Raw genomic sequence first — 15684 nt, forward strand, 5'->3', positions numbered from 1 at the left:
GCCCCAAGGGGCGAAGATCATGTGGCACCCAGAATACAGCTCGGCCACGCTGTGCCGAAGGTCACGTACCGTCACGGGAAGCCGCCGGGAGTGGTTGAAGTTGCAACTAGGGAAAGCGAAGAGGCCACCCCCACAGGCGGGGTGGCGCAGCGAAAGGTAAGCCAATGACCATTGCCCACGAAGAAGCGGTTATCGATTCGGCCGCAATCGACGCCATTTTCGCCCAGGCCCGCACCGCCAACTCCTTCACCGGAGAGGTGACTGAGGAGCAGGCGCAGGCCATCTACGAACTCACCAAATATGGCCCCACCGCCTTCAACTCGCAGCCGCTGCGTGTGACCTATGTCCGCTCCGCTGAAGCCCGTACCAAGCTCGTTGACGCCCTCGCCAACGGGAACAAGGCCAAGACCGCGTCCGCCCCACTCGTTGCCATCCTCAGCTACGACACCGACTGGGCTGAGCAGTGGGACAACTTCCTGCCCGGTTACAACGCCCCCAAGGCCATGTACGACGCAAACCCTGAACTCGCCGCCGCCACGGGCAACAACAACGCCCACCTGCAGGCCGGCTACTTCATCCTGGCGGTCCGCTCGCTCGGATTCGCAGCCGGACCCATGACCGGCGCCGACTTCGGTGCTATCGACGAGGCCTTCTTCCCCGCCGGCGACCAGAAGAGCTTTCTGGTGGTCAACATCGGCCAGCCCGCAGAGGACGCGTGGGGCGAAGCCAAGCCCAAGTTCTCCTACCAGGACGTCGTCCGCACCGTCTAGGCGATCACGCCGTCCACCAGTGCTTTGGCTTCGGCCTGGACCTGCTTGAGGTGTTCCTCGCCCTTGAAGGACTCGGCGTAGATCTTGTACACGTCCTCAGTTCCGGACGGGCGCGCCGCGAACCAGGCGTTCTCCGTGACCACCTTGAGGCCGCCAATGGGGGCGTCGTTTCCGGGCGCCCTGGTCAGCTTGGCCATGATCGTCTCGCCGGCCAGTTCGGTGGCAGTGACGTCCGACGGCGACAGCTTGCCCAGCGCCGCCTTCTGCTCCCGGGTGGCTGCGGCATCAATCCGCGCATAGACCGGGGAACCGAACTGGTCAGTCAGGCCCTTGTACAGCTGCGACGGGGATTTGCCAGTGACCGCAGTGATTTCCGACGCCAGCAGGGCCAGCAGGATGCCGTCCTTGTCTGTGGTCCAGACGCTGCCGTCCAGCTTGTTGAAGGAGGCGCCGGCTGATTCCTCGCCGCCGAAAGCACCTTCGCCGGAGAGCAGGCCAGGTACAAACCATTTGAAACCTACGGGAACTTCAACGAGTTTGCGGCCCAGGTTCTCGGCCACGCGGTCAATGATGGAGGAGGACACCAGGGTTTTTCCCACCACGGAGGCGGGGTTCCAGCCGCTGCGGTTGCGGTACAGGTAGTCAATGGCGACGGCGAGGTAGTGGTTCGGGTTCATCAGCCCGCCGTCTGGGGTAACGATGCCGTGCCGGTCCGCGTCGGCGTCATTGCCGGTGGCAACGTCGAAGGCCTGCTGGCCCGATGATGCGGCGTCGGACATCCGCTTGATCAGGGAGGCCATTGCCGCCGGCGACGAGCAGTCCATCCGGATCTTTTCGTCCCAGTCCAGGGTCATAAATGCCCACTGCGGATCCACGGTGGGGTTTACAACTGTCAGGTTCAGGTGGTGGCGCTCGCCGATCTCGCCCCAGTAGTCAACCGCGGCGCCGCCCATGGGATCCGCGCCGATGCGGACACCGGCGTCGCGGATTGCATTCAGGTTCAGGACTGAGGGGAGGTCGTCAACGTAGCTGCTGAGGAAATCGAACTTGCCTGTGGTGTCGGCGTTGAGGGCATCCGCAAGCGGAATACGCTTCACGCCGCGCAGGCCGTTCTCCAGCAGTTCGTTGGCGCGGTTGGCGATCCAGCCGGTGGCATCGGAGTCTGCGGGGCCGCCGTGCGGAGGGTTGTACTTGAAACCGCCGTCGGCGGGCGGGTTGTGGCTCGGCGTGACCACAATGCCGTCTGCCTGCGGTGCCCCTGCGGTGGCGTTGTTGTTGTACGTCAGGATGGCGTGGCTCAGGGCAGGTGTGGGCGTGTAGCCATGGCGGGCATCGATGAGCACCTGGACGCCATTGGCAGCCAGCACCTCAAGGGCAGAGTTTTGTGCCGGTTCGCTGAGCGCGTGGGTGTCCTTCGCCAGGAACAGCGGGCCGGTGATGCCCTGACCAGCGCGGTATTCCACGATGGCCTGCGTGATCGCAACGATATGTTTTTCGTTGAACGATGCCTTCAGGCTGGAACCGCGGTGCCCCGAGGTACCAAAAGCCACCCGCTGGCCCGGATCAGCGAGATCCGGCGTGATGTCGTAGTACGCGTCAAGGAGCGCAGTGATGTCAACAAGGTCATGGAGTTGGGCAACTGTGCCCGCGCGGCTAGCCATGGCACCAGCATGCCAGACGCTGGCCGGTGGCAAAACGAAGCGTCGAAAATGGTGCCCCTGTGACGGAAGAACGTCATCAAGCAGGTATCCCACCTGAGTACTTGGCACCGAAAGTACCTATATACCGCCTGCTCCGGCCGCTGTTACTTTCGAAAAAACTCCGGCAAAAACCGGAATCAACGGGCGACGGCGGCACTGCAGCCACCGCCGAATCGGCAGGAGAAGGGGGACCGGCCATGGGCGCAGGCGACGGGGCAGCCGAACAGTCCAGGCTTGCTGCCGAGCGGGTTGCACGGCTGAAACGCCAGCTCGACCAGGCGGAGCGGGCCACAAAAGCGCGGAATGTGGACGCCGAGGGTGAGAAAGCCGTTGCGGAGAGCCTTGGCGGGCTCGTCTCCAGCGGCTGGCACCTGTTGCATGATGTCCAATGGCCGGGAAGACCCGAGGCCATCCTGGACCATGTTCTGGTGGGGCCGGGGGGTGTGGTGGTGGTGGATACCAAGAATTGGACCGGTGAAGTCCGTATGTCCTCAGGAGTGCTCTGGCAGGGGCGTTACGCCAGGACACAGTCGGTGGAAGGTGCGCTGGCACAGTGCGCCGCAGTGGCTTCGGTGATGGTGCCGCAGCACAGGCGGTATGTCCGGCCGCTGATCTGCATGTCCCGGCAGCCGGACTTCTTCGGTATTACCAGCTCAGATGTGGCCGTTGCTGGAACAGACAGGGTTGTTGAGGCAATCCAGGCTCTCCCCGCTGTACTGGACCAGCAGGCCATTGTGACGCTGTATGCCCAGCTGGGTGAGCTGCTGGCACGGCAGCAGCCTCCTGGAGTTGCAGTGGTCATGCGGAAAGGGGAGCCTGCTGCTGCTCCGTCAGGCGTACGGTCCGGAGCGCGAGCTGAAGCAGATCCTCTGCGGCGCGGGCGCATGGGAGGACGCCGCGGACCACGACATGCTGTTCGTGGCGTTGCACCAGGGGCGGCCCCCGGAGTTGCATCTGGAGTGGCCCCTAACAAGAGCCCGGATGGTGGGGCGGGGATAGGCAGGAAATCGAAGTCGAACGCCCACCACCACGGAACGGGAGGCATGGCCGGGCTCCTGATTCTCGCGGCCTTTGTCACGTTCGCCGTGTACGTATTGCCCTACTGGGGACGGTAGGCCGTGGATACGGGCGACGGTAGGCTGGGAAGCAAAGACTTCGAGGGGAAAACCATGACTGACCAGCCAACCCACCGGCCGGATTCCCAGGGATACGGTGAGCAGGGCCCAGGCAATTCGCCGGCGGGCTACCAGCCGCCGCAGTTTGTGCCGCCGCAGGGTTCCGGGACCCCTGCTCCGCCCGCCTACGATCAGGGCCAGTTCGGGCAGCAGGAGTACGGGCAGCAGCAGTACCAGAACCAGTTTGGCCAGGCCTCCAACACGTACGGTCAGCCCTCTGAGCAATATGGTGCACCCTCTGCCCAGCCGGACAGCCCCTATGGCCATGCTGGCAACCCTTATGGCCAGCCGCCCAGCCCCTACGGCGTTTACGGCCAGGCTCCAGGCGCTTACGGCCAGCCGCCCAGCCCCTACGGCCAGCCTGCCTACTATGGCATGCCCGTGGAGCCCAAGGGCTTGAGCATTACCAGCATGGTGTGCGGCCTGGTCTCAGTCATTCTCGGCTGGTTCCTGCTTCCGCAGATTGCGGCGATCATCACCGGGCACCTCGCGCTTCGGCGCGAACCCTCAGGGAAGGGTATGTCCATCACCGGCCTGGTCCTGGGATACCTGTGCCTGCTCGGCTACGGTGGCTTCTGGCTGCTGATCATCGTCCTGGCAGCATCAAGCGGAAGCTATTCCTACTAACGCCTTTGATGGCTAGAAGGTCTAATGACCAGGCAGGTTTAGCCGGCAGAATCCGCCGCTGGTCAGGCGAAGCCGAAGACCAGCGGGAAAACCACCACAACCACGGCCGCCCAGGCGCTGTAGACCGGCAAGTACTGTGTCTGCCACCGCTCGAGCGCATCGAAGCTGGTCCGCCCGCGCAGGAACCCCAGCGTCAGCCAGGCTGCCCGGACCAAGTGCACCAGCAGCAGGAGGTTCAGGCCCAGCGCCGCGATTTTGTTGGGACTGAATCCGAATTCGGCAATCCGGGTCAGCATCGCCGTCAGCATGACAGCGTCCACTGCAAGGGCGGCGAGTACCAGGACGAGCTGCAGCGCGTCGGCCAGTCCCGTGGGTGCCAGTGGGTCCCGTGCCGAAATCGAGTAGAGCAGCAGGCAGAGGACAAGAACCAGGATCGCGTCCAAAAGGATCAACAGGTTGCGGTCCACGTCCACCAGGCCGCCAGCCGTGGCCAGCACGGCCAGCAGAACCAGCAGCATGGCAATAGTCAGGGGTGTAAAGACCCGGGTGAGGACCGGGGCGATATTTTCGACCACCTGCTGCTTGGCTTCGACCAGCCACGTGGCCACCACCAGTGCGCCGGGCACCGCAAAGGGGAGGATCCAGTCCTCCAGAACGGGCTCGAAGTCGACCCCCACCACTTGGAGGGTGGCGAGCGTGAGGGCGATCAGGACCGCACCGCCTAAGGCCAGGAGCGTGTAGTAGATCGCCAGCTCGCCGGTGAACCGGACAAAGTCCATGCGCCGTTTGTCGGACCGCCACTTCCCGCCGGAGTACGCCACTCCCGCAAGCAGCCACAGAATTACCGGGGCGTGCAGGACGGCAAGCACCTCGGTGGAGCCGCCGGAAGCAAACGGGTAGGCGTTGAGCAGCACGGCCAGGGCGGCGAATGGCACAAGCAGCGCAACTGCCACTGTCCAGGAGAAGCGGCGCTTCCACGCGAAGTACGCCGCGAGGAACGGGAAGACGAGCAGGCCAAGATTGCGGGCCAGGATGCCGCCGTCGTCCATCCAGGTGAGCCCGGCCTTGACCGCCACCCCGGCGCCGACGGCGAGCGTGAGCACCACGGCCAGCTCACGGTACGGCGGCGCTCCGCCGTCGGAGTCCCCAGGGACCAGCGCAAGCTGTTTCCACAGCCGGTCCGAGTGCTCCCGGGCGTACTCGCGGGAGACGGCGTCGAGGTTGCCCAGGCGCTTGATGGCGACGAGGAAGGCCTCCTCATCGTCAAGGCCGGTTGCCTGCCGGTCCGCGATCTGCTCACGCAGGTGGTCCTCCAGCTCTTCGATGTCGGCGGCAGAGATTGCCTGGCGCCGCTGGACGTATCCGCGCCAGCGGTCAATCTGGGCCTCCAGCTCAGCGTGCTGCTCCATCACGCCAACCCCACAGCCGGTGCCGGGGGCCGCTGCCCGGTCCGCCAGACGTGCCGCAGCGCATCGGCAACAACAGTCCACTGCTCCTGCCTGTCTGCCAGGGCAGCCCGTCCCGCCGGCGTGATGGCGTAATGCTTGCGCCGCCGCCCCGCCTCTGAAGTACCCCACGACGACGACACATAGCCGAGCCGTTCCAGCCTGTGCAGCAGCGGGTACAGCATGCCGTCCGTCCACTGCATGGAACCTCCGGACAATTCGCCCACCCGTTTGAGGATGGCGTAGCCGTAAAGATCGCCGTCGGACAGGATCCCCAGAACGAGGGGAGTGGCTGAGGCTGCGACGAGGTCCTTATCGATGCGCACGGCGCCTCCTATACCTAGATGTACAAGGCATTCAAGCATAGGAGTTCTAGGTATAGCAAGGGCGGCTTGTCTTGCCTCCCTTCAGGGGCGAACCTAAAATTGCCTGACGTTTCGCTCAAGCGGGGGGAGTGACAGATGAAGGCGCTCGATGCGTTGCCGCCGAAGGCCCGGCGGCTGGTGAAATGGGCCGCGCTGGGATTCCTCGGGGCGGTGGCGCTGGCCCTCATCCTGATGACTTTCCTTGAGTTCTGGACATCATTCTTCATCGCCCTTGGTCTGTACCTGGCGCTGATCGGGCCCCTCAACGCGGCAGCCAGGAAGGAACACGTCCAAAGGCTGCGCGAACGAAACCAGAACTGACGGGATCGCCCTGTTACGTTGAACCGATGACAGCTTCGCGACGTGGCAGCCGGCGTCAACCGAAGAGGTTAACCCCTAGAAGGCAGGGGAGCGGCGCTCGATCAGGATGGTGTCGCGCCATGTTCCGTTCAGCGGTCCATGGGCCATTTGGGCTATGCGCTGGCGGCGTCCCACCACCACGTAGCCGTTGGCGAGATGGAGTTTGAGGCTTGCTTCGTTCTCCGGAAAGACGCTGGCCTGGATAGTCCAAATCCCGGCGGCTTCGGTGGATTCGGAAAGGGCCCGCAGGAGTGCTGCGCCAACACCAAGGCCGCGAGTATCTCCCGCGACGTACACCGAATGTTCCACCACTCCGGAGTAGACGGGACGAGCGGACACGGGGGAGACGGCGGCCCAGCCAACGATCCTTCCCTCCAGGGTTTCGGCGACAAGCCGATGGCCGGGGAGCCGGGAAGCGTCAAACCTGTCCCAGTCGGGCGCTTCGGACTCGAACGTGGCGTGGCCGGTCTCGATGCCTTCCTGGTAGATGCTCCGAACGGCCGGCCAATCCTCCCGGTGCAGGGAGCGGACGGTTATGGTTGCCGCCGCTGCAGTGGTCACAGGCTTTCCAGCAGTCCGGCGGTGCGCTCCAGCGCGCCGGGGACCAGCGAGTAGTAGGCCCAGGTTCCGCGTTTTTCACGGTGCAGCAGCCCGGCGTCGACGAGGATCTTCAGATGGTGGGACACCGTGGGCTGGCCAAGGTCCAGCGGTTCGGTGAGATCACAAACGCAGGACTCTCCGCCCTCTGCCGCTTTGACGATGGACAGCAGCCGCAGCCGGTTGGGGTCCGCCAGGGCCTTGAACACTGCCGCGGTGCTGTGCGCTTCGGCAGAGCCCAGGGCGGGCGCGGCCGGCGGGCAGCAGGCAGTGTCCGTGGCTGGTTCAAGCAGGGGCAGCGAAGTCATCTACCCATTATGCCAAAATATTGACGTCCATCAATATAGCGCTCTTCGCCTAGGACTTGGTTGTCCGGGAGTGGTGCGGGATCACCACATCGTCCGCGGCCCGTCCAGCCGCCGGGAACAGCAGGAGCAGCAGGCCCAGGCCGATGGCGGCGCCCAGCAGCTGGGCGATGACGAAGGGGGGAACGGAACCGGGTGCGATGCCCGAGAACGTGTCGCTGAAGATCCTGCCGACTGTCACCGCAGGGTTGGCGAAAGCGGTTGAGGAGGTGAACCAGTACGCCGCCCCGATGTAGGCACCCACTGCGGGCGCGGCGAGGGCGCCCCGATTGGTGGCAGCGAGGGCGAAGATCAGCAGCACGAGCCCGGCGGTGGCCACCACCTCAGCCAGCAGGTGCCCCGCGGATGTCCGTTCCTTGACGGAGATGGAAGTTCCGACGTCGAACATCGCGTTGGCGAGCACGCTGCCACCGATCGCCCCGGCAGTCTGGGCTGCCGCATAGGCGCCAACATCGGCCAGGGTGAGGCCGGATCCGCTGCGCCGGCCCAGGAGCCAGTCGGCCAGGGAAACGATGGGGTTGAAATGCGCGCCGCTGACCGGGCCAAAAACCAGGATCAGCACCGTCAGGCCCAGGACGGTGGCGGTGCTGTTCTGGAGCAGCTGCAGGCCCACATCATTGGGTGAAAGCTGCTGCGCGGCGATCCCGGAACCCACAACGACGGCAACGAGCAATGCGGTGCCCAGCAGTTCGGCCACGGCGCGGCGCCAGAGGGGCGGCTGAGGTGAAGTCATGCCACCAGCTTGACGCACCGAAGTACCTCAGTCAAAATTGAATCAATGAACATTGAGGCAGCTGACACGTTTCAGGCCCGGGTCGCCCGGCACGCGGCCCTGGCCGATCCGGCGCGCCTGCGCATCGTTGACCTCCTGACCCTGGGGGACTTTTCTCCGACCGAGCTGCAGGCGGAGCTGGGCATGTCCTCGAACCTGCTTGCACACCACCTGCGGACACTCGAAGACGCCGGGCTGGCAACCCGGCACCGCTCCGAAGCGGACAGGCGGCGCAGCTACCTAAGGCTCGCCGCGGGGGCCCTGGACGGACTGGTCCCCGGGGCAGTCCACGGCGCCGACCGGATCCTGTTCGTCTGCACGCGGAACAGCGCCCGGTCCCAACTGGCCGCAGCCCTCTGGCGCCAGGTCAGCGCCATACCCTCAACCTCTGCCGGAACGCACCCGGCCGAGCACATTGCCCCCGGCGCCATCGAGGCCGCCCGGCGCCATGGCCTGGACCTGCCCCATCTTGCGCCCCGCTCCCTCGGTGAGGTCGCAGGGGCTACGGACTTCATCGTCACCGTTTGCGACGCCGCACACGAGGAGCTGGCCCGCTTGGGGGGCATCCACTGGTCCATCCCCGATCCGCTGCGCCTGGGCACCAAGGACGCCTTCGACCAGGCTTTTGAGGACATCGCCCGGCGAATTACCGAGCTGGCGCCGCGCATTACCGCTGCCTGATGCGCGGGGCAGACTTCTAAAAACCAAATATTGACATTCATCAATGAACGGCCAGATACTCTCTATATCGATCATCATCAATGTTCGGTTGGAGGCCCCGTTTGGCCGGCATAGCCCAGACCATTCACCAACCGATTCCAGGAGAACAGCGTGACCACCGAAACAGCCAGGAAGCCCTCCGTCCTCTTCGTCTGCGTCCACAACGCGGGCCGCTCCCAGATGGCCGCCGCATTCCTCACCAGCCTCGGCAAGGGCCAGATCGAGGTCCGCTCCGCCGGATCCCAGCCTGCCGACAAGATCAACCCGTCAGCCGTTGAAGCCATGGCTGAAGTGGGCATCGACATGTCCACTGAGGTTCCCAAGGTCCTCACCACCGAGGCCGTCAAGGAGTCCGACGTAGTGATCACCATGGGCTGCGGCGACGAGTGCCCTTACTTCCCGGGCAAGCGCTACGAGGACTGGGTCCTGGAAGACCCCGCCGGGAAGGGCGTAGAATCCGTGCGCCCCATCCGCGATGAAATCAGGACCCGCATTGAGGGCCTGATCGCGTCCCTGACCCCTGCCGCCAAGTAGACCGGACCCCTGAGGAGCACGCCATGAGCAACAAACAGCTGATAATTATCGGTTCCGGCCCGGCGGGATACACGGCGGCGATCTACGCTGCCCGTGCCGGCCTGGAGCCGCTGGTACTGGCCGGTTCGGTCACCGCCGGCGGTGCGTTGATGAACACCACCGAGGTGGAAAACTTTCCCGGTTTCCCGGGTGGAATCCAGGGCCCGGAGCTGATGGACGGCCTGCAGCAGCAGGCGGAGCGCTTCGGCGCCAAGGTGGTGTTCGACGACGTCACATCAGTTGACCTGAAGGGTCACCTGAAGACCGTGGTCACCGGAGCCGGCGAAACGCACCAGTCCCCGGCGGTCATCCTGGCCACCGGCTCGGCCTACAAGGAACTTGGCCTGCCCGAGGAAAAAAAGCTCAGCGGCCACGGCGTCTCCTGGTGTGCCACCTGCGACGGGTTCTTCTTCCGCGAGCAGGACATCATCGTCGTCGGCGGCGGTGATTCGGCGATGGAGGAAGCGACGTTCCTGACCCGGTTCGCGAAGTCCGTCACCGTCGTCGTCCGCAAGGGTGAACTGCGGGCCTCCCGCATCATGGCGCAGCGTGCCAAAGACAATCCGAAGATCAGCTTCGCCTGGAACTCGGCCGTGACGGCAATCCAGGGCGACGGCAAGGTCACCGGCGTGACCCTGACGGACACGCGCTCCGGCGAAACCCGCCAGCAGGCCGCCACCGGGATTTTCGTGGCCATCGGCCACCTACCGCGGACCGAACTCGTGGCCGGGCAGGTGGACCTGGACGCCGAGGGCTACATCAAGGTGGACTCGCCCACCACCGTGACCAACCTGACCGGTGTGTTCGCGTGCGGCGACGCCGTGGACCACCGCTACCGGCAGGCCATCACGGCCGCCGGCACGGGCTGTGCTGCAGCCCTCGATGCCGAACGCTACCTCGCTGCCCTGGACGATGCAGACAGCATCGCCACGGCGCTGGTGGAAGAACCTACCCACGCCTGAACCGGGAACAGGGAGGGGGTGAGCTTAATGACGAACGGATGCTGCGGCGACTCGGGTTGCTGTGACGACGAAGACTGCTGCTGACCCGCTCCCGCCCGGCCCAACTAGGTCGCACTAAGTGTCGTTTTGGAGCCTCAAAACGACACTTAGCGCTACCTAGTTGGGTCCCCGAACGCTTGTTCCCACACGCACCGCTGAAAGAGGACCCATGGATTCCGCACAGAGCCTTCCCGTCGCTGTGATCGGCGCCGGGCCTGTTGGCTTGGCCGCCGCAGCCCACCTGCTCGAGCGGGGCTTGGAGCCGCTGATCTTTGAGGCGGGCCCGACGGCGGGTGCTGCCGTTGGGCAATGGCGTCACATCCGGTTGTTCTCACCCTGGCGGTTCAACACTGACGCCGCTGCCGTCCGCCTCCTGGAGGCCGCCGGCTGGGAAGCGCCCCGGCCCACCGCCCTGCCCTACGGCGGGGAGCTGATCGACAACTACCTGGCGCCGCTGGCCGCACTTCCCCAGATCTCGTCGCGCCTGGAGACGGGTGCCCGCGTCACCGCCGTCACCCGGCAGGGCCTGGACAAGACTCACATCAAAGGCCGGGACAACACACCCTTCGTGCTCCGGGTCGAACACGCCGACGGCGAAACCCGGGACCACACCGTGGCAGCAGTCATCGACGCCTCAGGCACCTGGTCCACGCGCAACCCGCTGGGCACCTCGGGCCTCCCCGCCGTCGGGGAAGAAGCAGCGGAGAAGCGAATTTCTGCACCGCTGCCCGACGTCACCGGCCGCGACCGTGCCTCGTTTGCGGGCCGCCGGGTCCTGGTGGTCGGTGCCGGGCACTCCGCCGCCAACACGCTGATCAACCTCGCAGACCTCGCCAAGGACGAGCCGGACACCCGGATCCTGTGGGCCGTCCGGGGCGCAACGGCGGACAAAGTCTACGGCGGGGGCGACCTCGACGGGCTGCCCGCACGCGGCCAGCTCGGCGGACGGGTCCGCCGGCTCGTGGAGGCCGGCAAGATCGAACTGCACACGGGCTTCGGTATCGCCTCGATCAAAGCCCTGGACTCTTCTGTCACTGTGGGCTCGGTTGACGGCCGCACCCTCGACGCCGACGTCGTCATTCCCTGCACCGGCTTCCGCCCGGACCTGGCAATCCTGCGCGAGCTCCGCCTCAACCTGGACCCCGCCATCGAAGCGCCGATGGAGCTGGGCCCTCTGATCGACCCCGAATTCCACTCCTGCGGCACCGTTCCTCCGCACGGCGCCAAGCTCCTGGCCCACCCGGATATGGACTTCTACATCGTCGGCATGAAGTCCTATGGCCGCGCCCCCACCTTCCTGCTGGCCACCGGGTACGAGCAGGTCCGGTCCGTTGCCGCCGCCCTTGCCGGCGACCAGGAATCGGCCGACACCGTGCACCTTGAGCTCCCCGAAACCGGGGTCTGCTCCACGGATGCCGGCACGAGCTGCGACGTCCCCGCCACGGCACAGGACCCGGCCGCTGCCGAGTCTGGTTGCTGCGCCGCACCCGAACCCGTGCTGGTCGGCTTCCCCACGGGTCTGACTCACGGCCGCTCCGGCACCAACAACTAACCGCTCAAACGGCCACCGCCTCCATCGCAAAGGAAACAGCGCACTCATGACCCAGGAACCCACGTCGAAGACCCCGTCCGTGCTGTTCGTCTGCAGCAAAAACGGCGGCAAGTCCCAGCTCGCCGCTGGATTGATGCGTGACCTCGCCGGTGACGCCATTGCCGTCTATTCCGCGGGCACCAAGCCGGCCAAGGACCTGAACCCGCAGGCGGTGGAGTCGCTGACCGAACTGGGCATCGACGTCGCCGGGGAATACCCCAAGCCGGTCACCGACGAGGTCCTGGACACCGTGGACGCCGTCGTCGTGCTGGGCACCGAAGCCAAGCTTCAGGCTCGGGAAGGGACCCGCTTTGAGGTCTGGGAAACGGACGAGCCCTCCGAACGCGGCATCGAAGGCATGGAGCGGATGCGCCTGGTCCGGGACGATATCAAAGCCCGGGTGCAGACGCTCTACACGGAGCTCACCGGGAAGTAGCATGCCCGCTTCGGCGCCGACAAGGACTCTGCATGCACAGTGAGGACTGGCCCGCCGGGCCAGTCCTGATCGGCGTCGAATGGGACTTCTCAGAGCCCCTGATCCGGACCGCTGCAGCGCTGGCCGTTGCTCTGGAAGAGCACCTGATCTGCGGATTCGTTGACCCCGCCGGCTACCTGACCGAGTGGGCGCCCGTGAACCAGCGGACAGCCCTGTCCCTGGACCCGACCATCAACGAAGAAGCCGAATTCCCCTCCGAGCAGCTGCAGCTGAGGCTGGAGGAGATCCTCGGGAAGCCGGGAGAGGCCTGGTCTTTCCGGGTGCTCAACGGCGACGTCGCCAAGGCCCTCAGCCGGCTCGCCGACAACGCCGGCGCATCGCTGCTTGTGGTCGGCACTGGCCGGCCAGGGCCTATGGCGCGGCTGGACCGGGTCCTCGAAGGGTCAGTATCCGCTGCCCTGCTCCGCCGGCAGCACCGTCCTGTCCTGGTTGTCCCCGAAGGCCGCAGCCGCCCGTGATATCAGTCGCCCCTGATATCAGGGGCACCGGAAGATCAGAAGATGGACAGCCCGGTCCTGGTGGTGAACTCGTCAAGCGCCGCGATCCCCGCCATGGAGTTTCCTGACTTGCCCAGCCCCGGGCTCCAGACACACACGGTGCAGTTGTTCGGCACCACGGCAATGATTCCGCCGCCCACCCCGCTCTTGCCGGGAAGCCCCACCCGGTACGCGAATTCCCCGGCCGCGTCATAGGTTCCGCAGGTCAGCATCACGGCGTTGATCCGCTTTGTCTGCGGCGAGGAGAGCAGGGCTGTGCCGTCCACCCGCACTCCGTTGCTGGCCAGGAACCGGCTGGCCAGGGCCAGGTCCGTGCAGCTCATCTCCAGCGAGCACTGGAGGATGTAGTTGTCCAGCACCTCCTGCACAGGGTTCTCGAGGTTGCCGCAGCTGGCCAGGAAGTGGGCCAGCGCGGCATTGCGGTTGCTGTTGGCGCCTTCGGATTCGGCCACCACCGGGTCAACGCCGATCCCGCTGTTTCCGCTTTCCTGCCGGAGCAGGTCCAACACCGCGCCGGAAGCGTCGCCTGTGACGCTCAGGAGCCTGTCCGTCACCACCAGGGCGCCCGCGTTGATAAAGGGGTTCCGCGGAATTCCGTCCTCATGCTCCAGCTGCACCAGCGAGTTGAACGGGTTGCCGGAGGGCTCACGGAAGACACGTTTCCAGATGCCGTCCCCATCCGCCGCCAGGACCAGGGCCAGTGCGAACACTTTGGAGATGCTCTGGATCGAGAACGGGACTGCAGCATCGCCGGAGGCATACACCTGGCCGTCCCCGGTGGCCACGGAAATGCCAAACTGGGCGGCGTCCACGGCGCCCAGCTGCGGTATATAGCTCGCCACCTGGCCTTGTCCCAGTTGCGGCTTGATGGATCCGACGATGTCGTCGAGAAGGTTTTGGATGTCCATGGATCAGGTGTTCTGTTCTGTTGAATTCGTTAGGGGAGTGTTGTCAAAAGTCGAGGATGTTGGCAAAAGCAGGCGCGGATCAGTGTTTTCCGGAACGGGTCCAGAGCCTGATCTGCAGGTGCGCCAGCAGCCGCTGGCCGGGATCCTGGAGGTCTATGCCCGAGACCTCGCAGGACCGGCGCAGGCGGTAGTGCACGGTGTTGCGGTGGATTCCCAGGTCTTCGGCGCAGCTGTTGACGTCGCCAAAGGACTCCAGGTAGGCGAGCAATGTTGTGGCGAATTCCGGGTAGCGCCCGCAAAGTTCTGTGATGCCCTTGTGCCGGAGCTCCTGGCGGGATTCCACCAGGTCCAGCAGCTCATTGACCAGCACCGTGGTTTCCACGTCGCTGAAGGAGGCCACCTTCAGCGACGGGTCCGTGCTGAGCACCGTCAGCACATTCCGGACATGCTCCAGCGACGTATGGAGCCGGTCCAGCCGGTCCACCACCGGCCCGATGGCCGCCTGCACCTGCAGGTCCAGGTGCGCTCCGGCGTCGCGGACAATAACGTTCACCAGCCTGCTGATGGCGGCCGGGGACTTCACCGGATCCAGGTCCGGCAGGATGATGGCCGTCTCCAGTCCCAGTGAGCCCACCACGGCTCCGGGCCGGTATGCCGCCGCATGGATGGAGACCAGGTTGGCAAGCTCCCCCCGTTGGAGCTGGAGACCGGGCGCCGACTGGTGCAGGCTGCCCGATGAAACCAGCACCAGCGCGGCCGGCCGTGACGGGTCCAGCCCGGCGGACTGCGCCTGGGAGTGGATCTGGGCCGTGCCGCTGAGCAGGCTGGAAACCCGGTCCCGGCGCATGGACTGCGACTGTTCATTGCGGTGCCGCACCAGCTCGATGGCGGCGTGCCGCGCGGAACCAACCATGATCCTGTCGGCGTTGGAGGCCAGCTGTTCGGTTCCTTCCTGCAGCCAGATGTAACCCAGGATCCGGCGTCCGGCGAAGATGGCAATGGCCACCCGCTCGCGCAGCCCTTCCTCCGGATTGGCCGGGATATGGATAGGCACTTCGCCTGCCTGCAGGCGCTTGTACACACCGGATTCCTTCAGCAGCTTCTGGTACCGCTCCGGCCCCCGGCGCGCCAAGATGGACAGCCGCCGGAGTTCGTCCACATCGTTGGAGGCGGGGGAATACGCCAGGACCCGGTTGGCCGTGTCCTCAATGACCACGTGTCCGCGGGTGAGGGTTGCCGTGGTCTGCGCGATGCCAAAGAGGTCCCGCTGCATGAGGGTGGAAGTGTCGCCGGAGGGGAGCGATTCGCGGATGCGGTCGACGGCGATGCCTTCGAGCTGGTCCCACCGCGCCTCCGCGCCCACAGCGATGAGCCCCGTCCCGGTACCGTTCATGACCTCACCGACAGCCGCCAGGTCCGCCTCGGAACCCTTGATGGCGATGGCCACGGGACGGTCCGCAAGCAGGGTCCGCACTTTGGGCAGGGCAGCCCTTCCGCGGGCCCCCACCAGGAACACGAGGCAACCGGGCTGGACGGCCGCCCCGTCCTCCGGATCGACAATCACCGTTTCACGGACCTGTTCGTTGTCCGCTTCCGGGGCCATCAACAGCCTGGCATTGTCGACGCCGATGTCCTCCAGGATGTCGCTCAGCGTGACCCGGACGGCGTCCCCGGCTTGCTCTTCAGGCCTCACGTCGTTGTTCAGACCCTTTCTGGTGCTTA

Annotated in this window: 18 protein-coding genes; 10 read left to right on the top strand and 8 right to left on the bottom strand. The window is 65.5% G+C overall.

The window, feature by feature from the left end:
* Nucleotides 1–164 precede the first annotated feature (164 nt).
* Complete coding sequence (locus F8G81_RS01300) at nt 165–770, top strand: malonic semialdehyde reductase (RefSeq protein WP_267277245.1); 606 nt, start codon at nt 165–167, stop codon at nt 768–770.
* On the opposite strand, the gene pgm is transcribed toward F8G81_RS01300, so the two are convergent.
* Nucleotides 767–2431: a phosphoglucomutase (alpha-D-glucose-1,6-bisphosphate-dependent) gene (gene pgm / locus F8G81_RS01305; protein ID WP_267277246.1), complete on the bottom strand. Its 1665-nt coding sequence runs from the start codon at nt 2429–2431 to the stop codon at nt 767–769. The two genes, F8G81_RS01300 and pgm, sit on opposite strands and share 4 nt — an antisense overlap.
* Before the next feature lie 236 nt (nt 2432–2667).
* Here pgm and F8G81_RS01310 point away from each other — a divergent pair, with 236 nt between their 5' ends.
* Both F8G81_RS01310 and F8G81_RS01315 read left to right on the top strand, forming a co-directional pair.
* Nucleotides 2668–3585, top strand: coding sequence for a nuclease-related domain-containing protein (locus F8G81_RS01310; protein ID WP_267277247.1), 918 nt, complete (start codon nt 2668–2670; stop codon nt 3583–3585).
* A 54-nt stretch (nt 3586–3639) separates the two neighbouring features.
* Nucleotides 3640–4272 (top strand): DUF4190 domain-containing protein, encoded by a 633-nt coding sequence (locus F8G81_RS01315; protein ID WP_267277248.1) that lies wholly within the window; start codon nt 3640–3642, stop codon nt 4270–4272.
* Nucleotides 4273–4334: 62 nt separating this feature from the next.
* On the opposite strand, the gene F8G81_RS01320 is transcribed toward F8G81_RS01315, so the two are convergent.
* The gene (locus tag F8G81_RS01320; RefSeq protein ID WP_267277249.1) at nt 4335–5681 is read right to left on the bottom strand and encodes a permease prefix domain 1-containing protein; all 1347 of its coding nucleotides are present in this window, start codon (nt 5679–5681) and stop codon (nt 4335–4337) included.
* Nucleotides 5681–6043: a PadR family transcriptional regulator gene (locus tag F8G81_RS01325; RefSeq protein WP_267277250.1), complete on the bottom strand. Its 363-nt coding sequence runs from the start codon at nt 6041–6043 to the stop codon at nt 5681–5683. The genes F8G81_RS01320 and F8G81_RS01325 overlap by 1 nt, the downstream gene beginning before the upstream one ends.
* Nucleotides 6044–6178: 135 nt before the next feature.
* On the opposite strand from F8G81_RS01325, the gene F8G81_RS01330 reads away from it, so the two are divergent.
* Complete coding sequence (locus F8G81_RS01330; protein WP_267277251.1) at nt 6179–6403, top strand: hypothetical protein; 225 nt, start codon at nt 6179–6181, stop codon at nt 6401–6403.
* A 75-nt stretch (nt 6404–6478) separates the two neighbouring features.
* Here F8G81_RS01330 and F8G81_RS01335 read toward each other — a convergent pair whose 3' ends face one another.
* The 3 genes from F8G81_RS01335 to F8G81_RS01345 are packed head-to-tail and all read right to left on the bottom strand — an operon-like array spanning nt 6479 to nt 8137.
* On the bottom strand, nt 6479–7003 hold the full coding sequence (locus tag F8G81_RS01335) for a GNAT family N-acetyltransferase (protein WP_267277252.1): 525 nt from the start codon (nt 7001–7003) through the stop codon (nt 6479–6481).
* Nucleotides 7000–7347, bottom strand: coding sequence for an ArsR/SmtB family transcription factor (locus tag F8G81_RS01340; RefSeq protein WP_267277253.1), 348 nt, complete (start codon nt 7345–7347; stop codon nt 7000–7002). Before F8G81_RS01340 ends, F8G81_RS01335 begins: the two co-directional genes overlap by 4 nt.
* 49 nt (nt 7348–7396) lie before the next feature.
* A complete protein-coding gene (locus F8G81_RS01345; RefSeq protein WP_267277254.1) occupies nt 7397–8137 on the bottom strand; it encodes an aquaporin in 741 nt (246 codons plus the stop codon).
* Nucleotides 8138–8182: 45 nt separating this feature from the next.
* On the opposite strand from F8G81_RS01345, the gene F8G81_RS01350 reads away from it, so the two are divergent.
* The 6 genes from F8G81_RS01350 to F8G81_RS01375 all read left to right on the top strand — a co-directional run bounded on the left by F8G81_RS01350 (nt 8183) and on the right by F8G81_RS01375 (nt 13015).
* On the top strand, nt 8183–8857 hold the full coding sequence (locus tag F8G81_RS01350; protein WP_267277255.1) for a helix-turn-helix domain-containing protein: 675 nt from the start codon (nt 8183–8185) through the stop codon (nt 8855–8857).
* A 150-nt stretch (nt 8858–9007) separates the two neighbouring features.
* Nucleotides 9008–9430, top strand: a complete 423-nt coding sequence (locus F8G81_RS01355) for an arsenate reductase ArsC (protein WP_267277256.1) — start codon at nt 9008–9010, stop codon at nt 9428–9430.
* Between the two features lie 23 nt (nt 9431–9453).
* Nucleotides 9454–10431: a thioredoxin-disulfide reductase gene (trxB, locus tag F8G81_RS01360; protein WP_267277257.1), complete on the top strand. Its 978-nt coding sequence runs from the start codon at nt 9454–9456 to the stop codon at nt 10429–10431.
* A 208-nt stretch (nt 10432–10639) separates the two neighbouring features.
* Nucleotides 10640–12022, top strand: a complete 1383-nt coding sequence (locus tag F8G81_RS01365; protein ID WP_267277258.1) for an FAD-dependent oxidoreductase — start codon at nt 10640–10642, stop codon at nt 12020–12022.
* 46 nt (nt 12023–12068) lie between these two features.
* Nucleotides 12069–12497: a low molecular weight phosphatase family protein gene (locus tag F8G81_RS01370; RefSeq protein ID WP_267277259.1), complete on the top strand. Its 429-nt coding sequence runs from the start codon at nt 12069–12071 to the stop codon at nt 12495–12497.
* Between the two features lie 32 nt (nt 12498–12529).
* Entirely contained in the window at nt 12530–13015 is a 486-nt protein-coding gene (locus F8G81_RS01375) for a universal stress protein (protein WP_267277260.1), read from the top strand.
* Between the two features lie 35 nt (nt 13016–13050).
* Here F8G81_RS01375 and F8G81_RS01380 read toward each other — a convergent pair whose 3' ends face one another.
* Nucleotides 13051–13962 (bottom strand): glutaminase, encoded by a 912-nt coding sequence (locus tag F8G81_RS01380; RefSeq protein WP_267277261.1) that lies wholly within the window; start codon nt 13960–13962, stop codon nt 13051–13053.
* A 79-nt stretch (nt 13963–14041) separates the two neighbouring features.
* Nucleotides 14042–15655, bottom strand: a complete 1614-nt coding sequence (locus F8G81_RS01385) for a PucR family transcriptional regulator (protein ID WP_267277262.1) — start codon at nt 15653–15655, stop codon at nt 14042–14044.
* Between the last annotated feature and the right edge of the window lie 29 nt (nt 15656–15684).

The organism is Arthrobacter sp. CDRTa11, from assembly GCF_026427775.1.
In the GTDB taxonomy this organism is placed as follows: Bacteria; Actinomycetota; Actinomycetes; order Actinomycetales; family Micrococcaceae; genus Arthrobacter.

Coding starts and splice junctions, on each gene's coding strand:
- F8G81_RS01340 (WP_267277253.1), bottom strand. CDS start 7,347: ATGACTTCGCTGCCCCTGCTTGAACCAGCCACGGACACTGCCTGCTGC.
- trxB (WP_267277257.1), top strand. CDS start 9,454: ATGAGCAACAAACAGCTGATAATTATCGGTTCCGGCCCGGCGGGATAC.
- F8G81_RS01310 (WP_267277247.1), top strand. CDS start 2,668: ATGGGCGCAGGCGACGGGGCAGCCGAACAGTCCAGGCTTGCTGCCGAG.
- F8G81_RS01300 (WP_267277245.1), top strand. CDS start 165: ATGACCATTGCCCACGAAGAAGCGGTTATCGATTCGGCCGCAATCGAC.
- F8G81_RS01320 (WP_267277249.1), bottom strand. CDS start 5,681: ATGGAGCAGCACGCTGAGCTGGAGGCCCAGATTGACCGCTGGCGCGGA.
- F8G81_RS01370 (WP_267277259.1), top strand. CDS start 12,069: ATGACCCAGGAACCCACGTCGAAGACCCCGTCCGTGCTGTTCGTCTGC.
- F8G81_RS01380 (WP_267277261.1), bottom strand. CDS start 13,962: ATGGACATCCAAAACCTTCTCGACGACATCGTCGGATCCATCAAGCCG.
- F8G81_RS01375 (WP_267277260.1), top strand. CDS start 12,530: ATGCACAGTGAGGACTGGCCCGCCGGGCCAGTCCTGATCGGCGTCGAA.
- F8G81_RS01315 (WP_267277248.1), top strand. CDS start 3,640: ATGACTGACCAGCCAACCCACCGGCCGGATTCCCAGGGATACGGTGAG.
- pgm (WP_267277246.1), bottom strand. CDS start 2,431: ATGGCTAGCCGCGCGGGCACAGTTGCCCAACTCCATGACCTTGTTGAC.
- F8G81_RS01365 (WP_267277258.1), top strand. CDS start 10,640: ATGGATTCCGCACAGAGCCTTCCCGTCGCTGTGATCGGCGCCGGGCCT.
- F8G81_RS01345 (WP_267277254.1), bottom strand. CDS start 8,137: ATGACTTCACCTCAGCCGCCCCTCTGGCGCCGCGCCGTGGCCGAACTG.
- F8G81_RS01350 (WP_267277255.1), top strand. CDS start 8,183: ATGAACATTGAGGCAGCTGACACGTTTCAGGCCCGGGTCGCCCGGCAC.
- F8G81_RS01330 (WP_267277251.1), top strand. CDS start 6,179: ATGAAGGCGCTCGATGCGTTGCCGCCGAAGGCCCGGCGGCTGGTGAAA.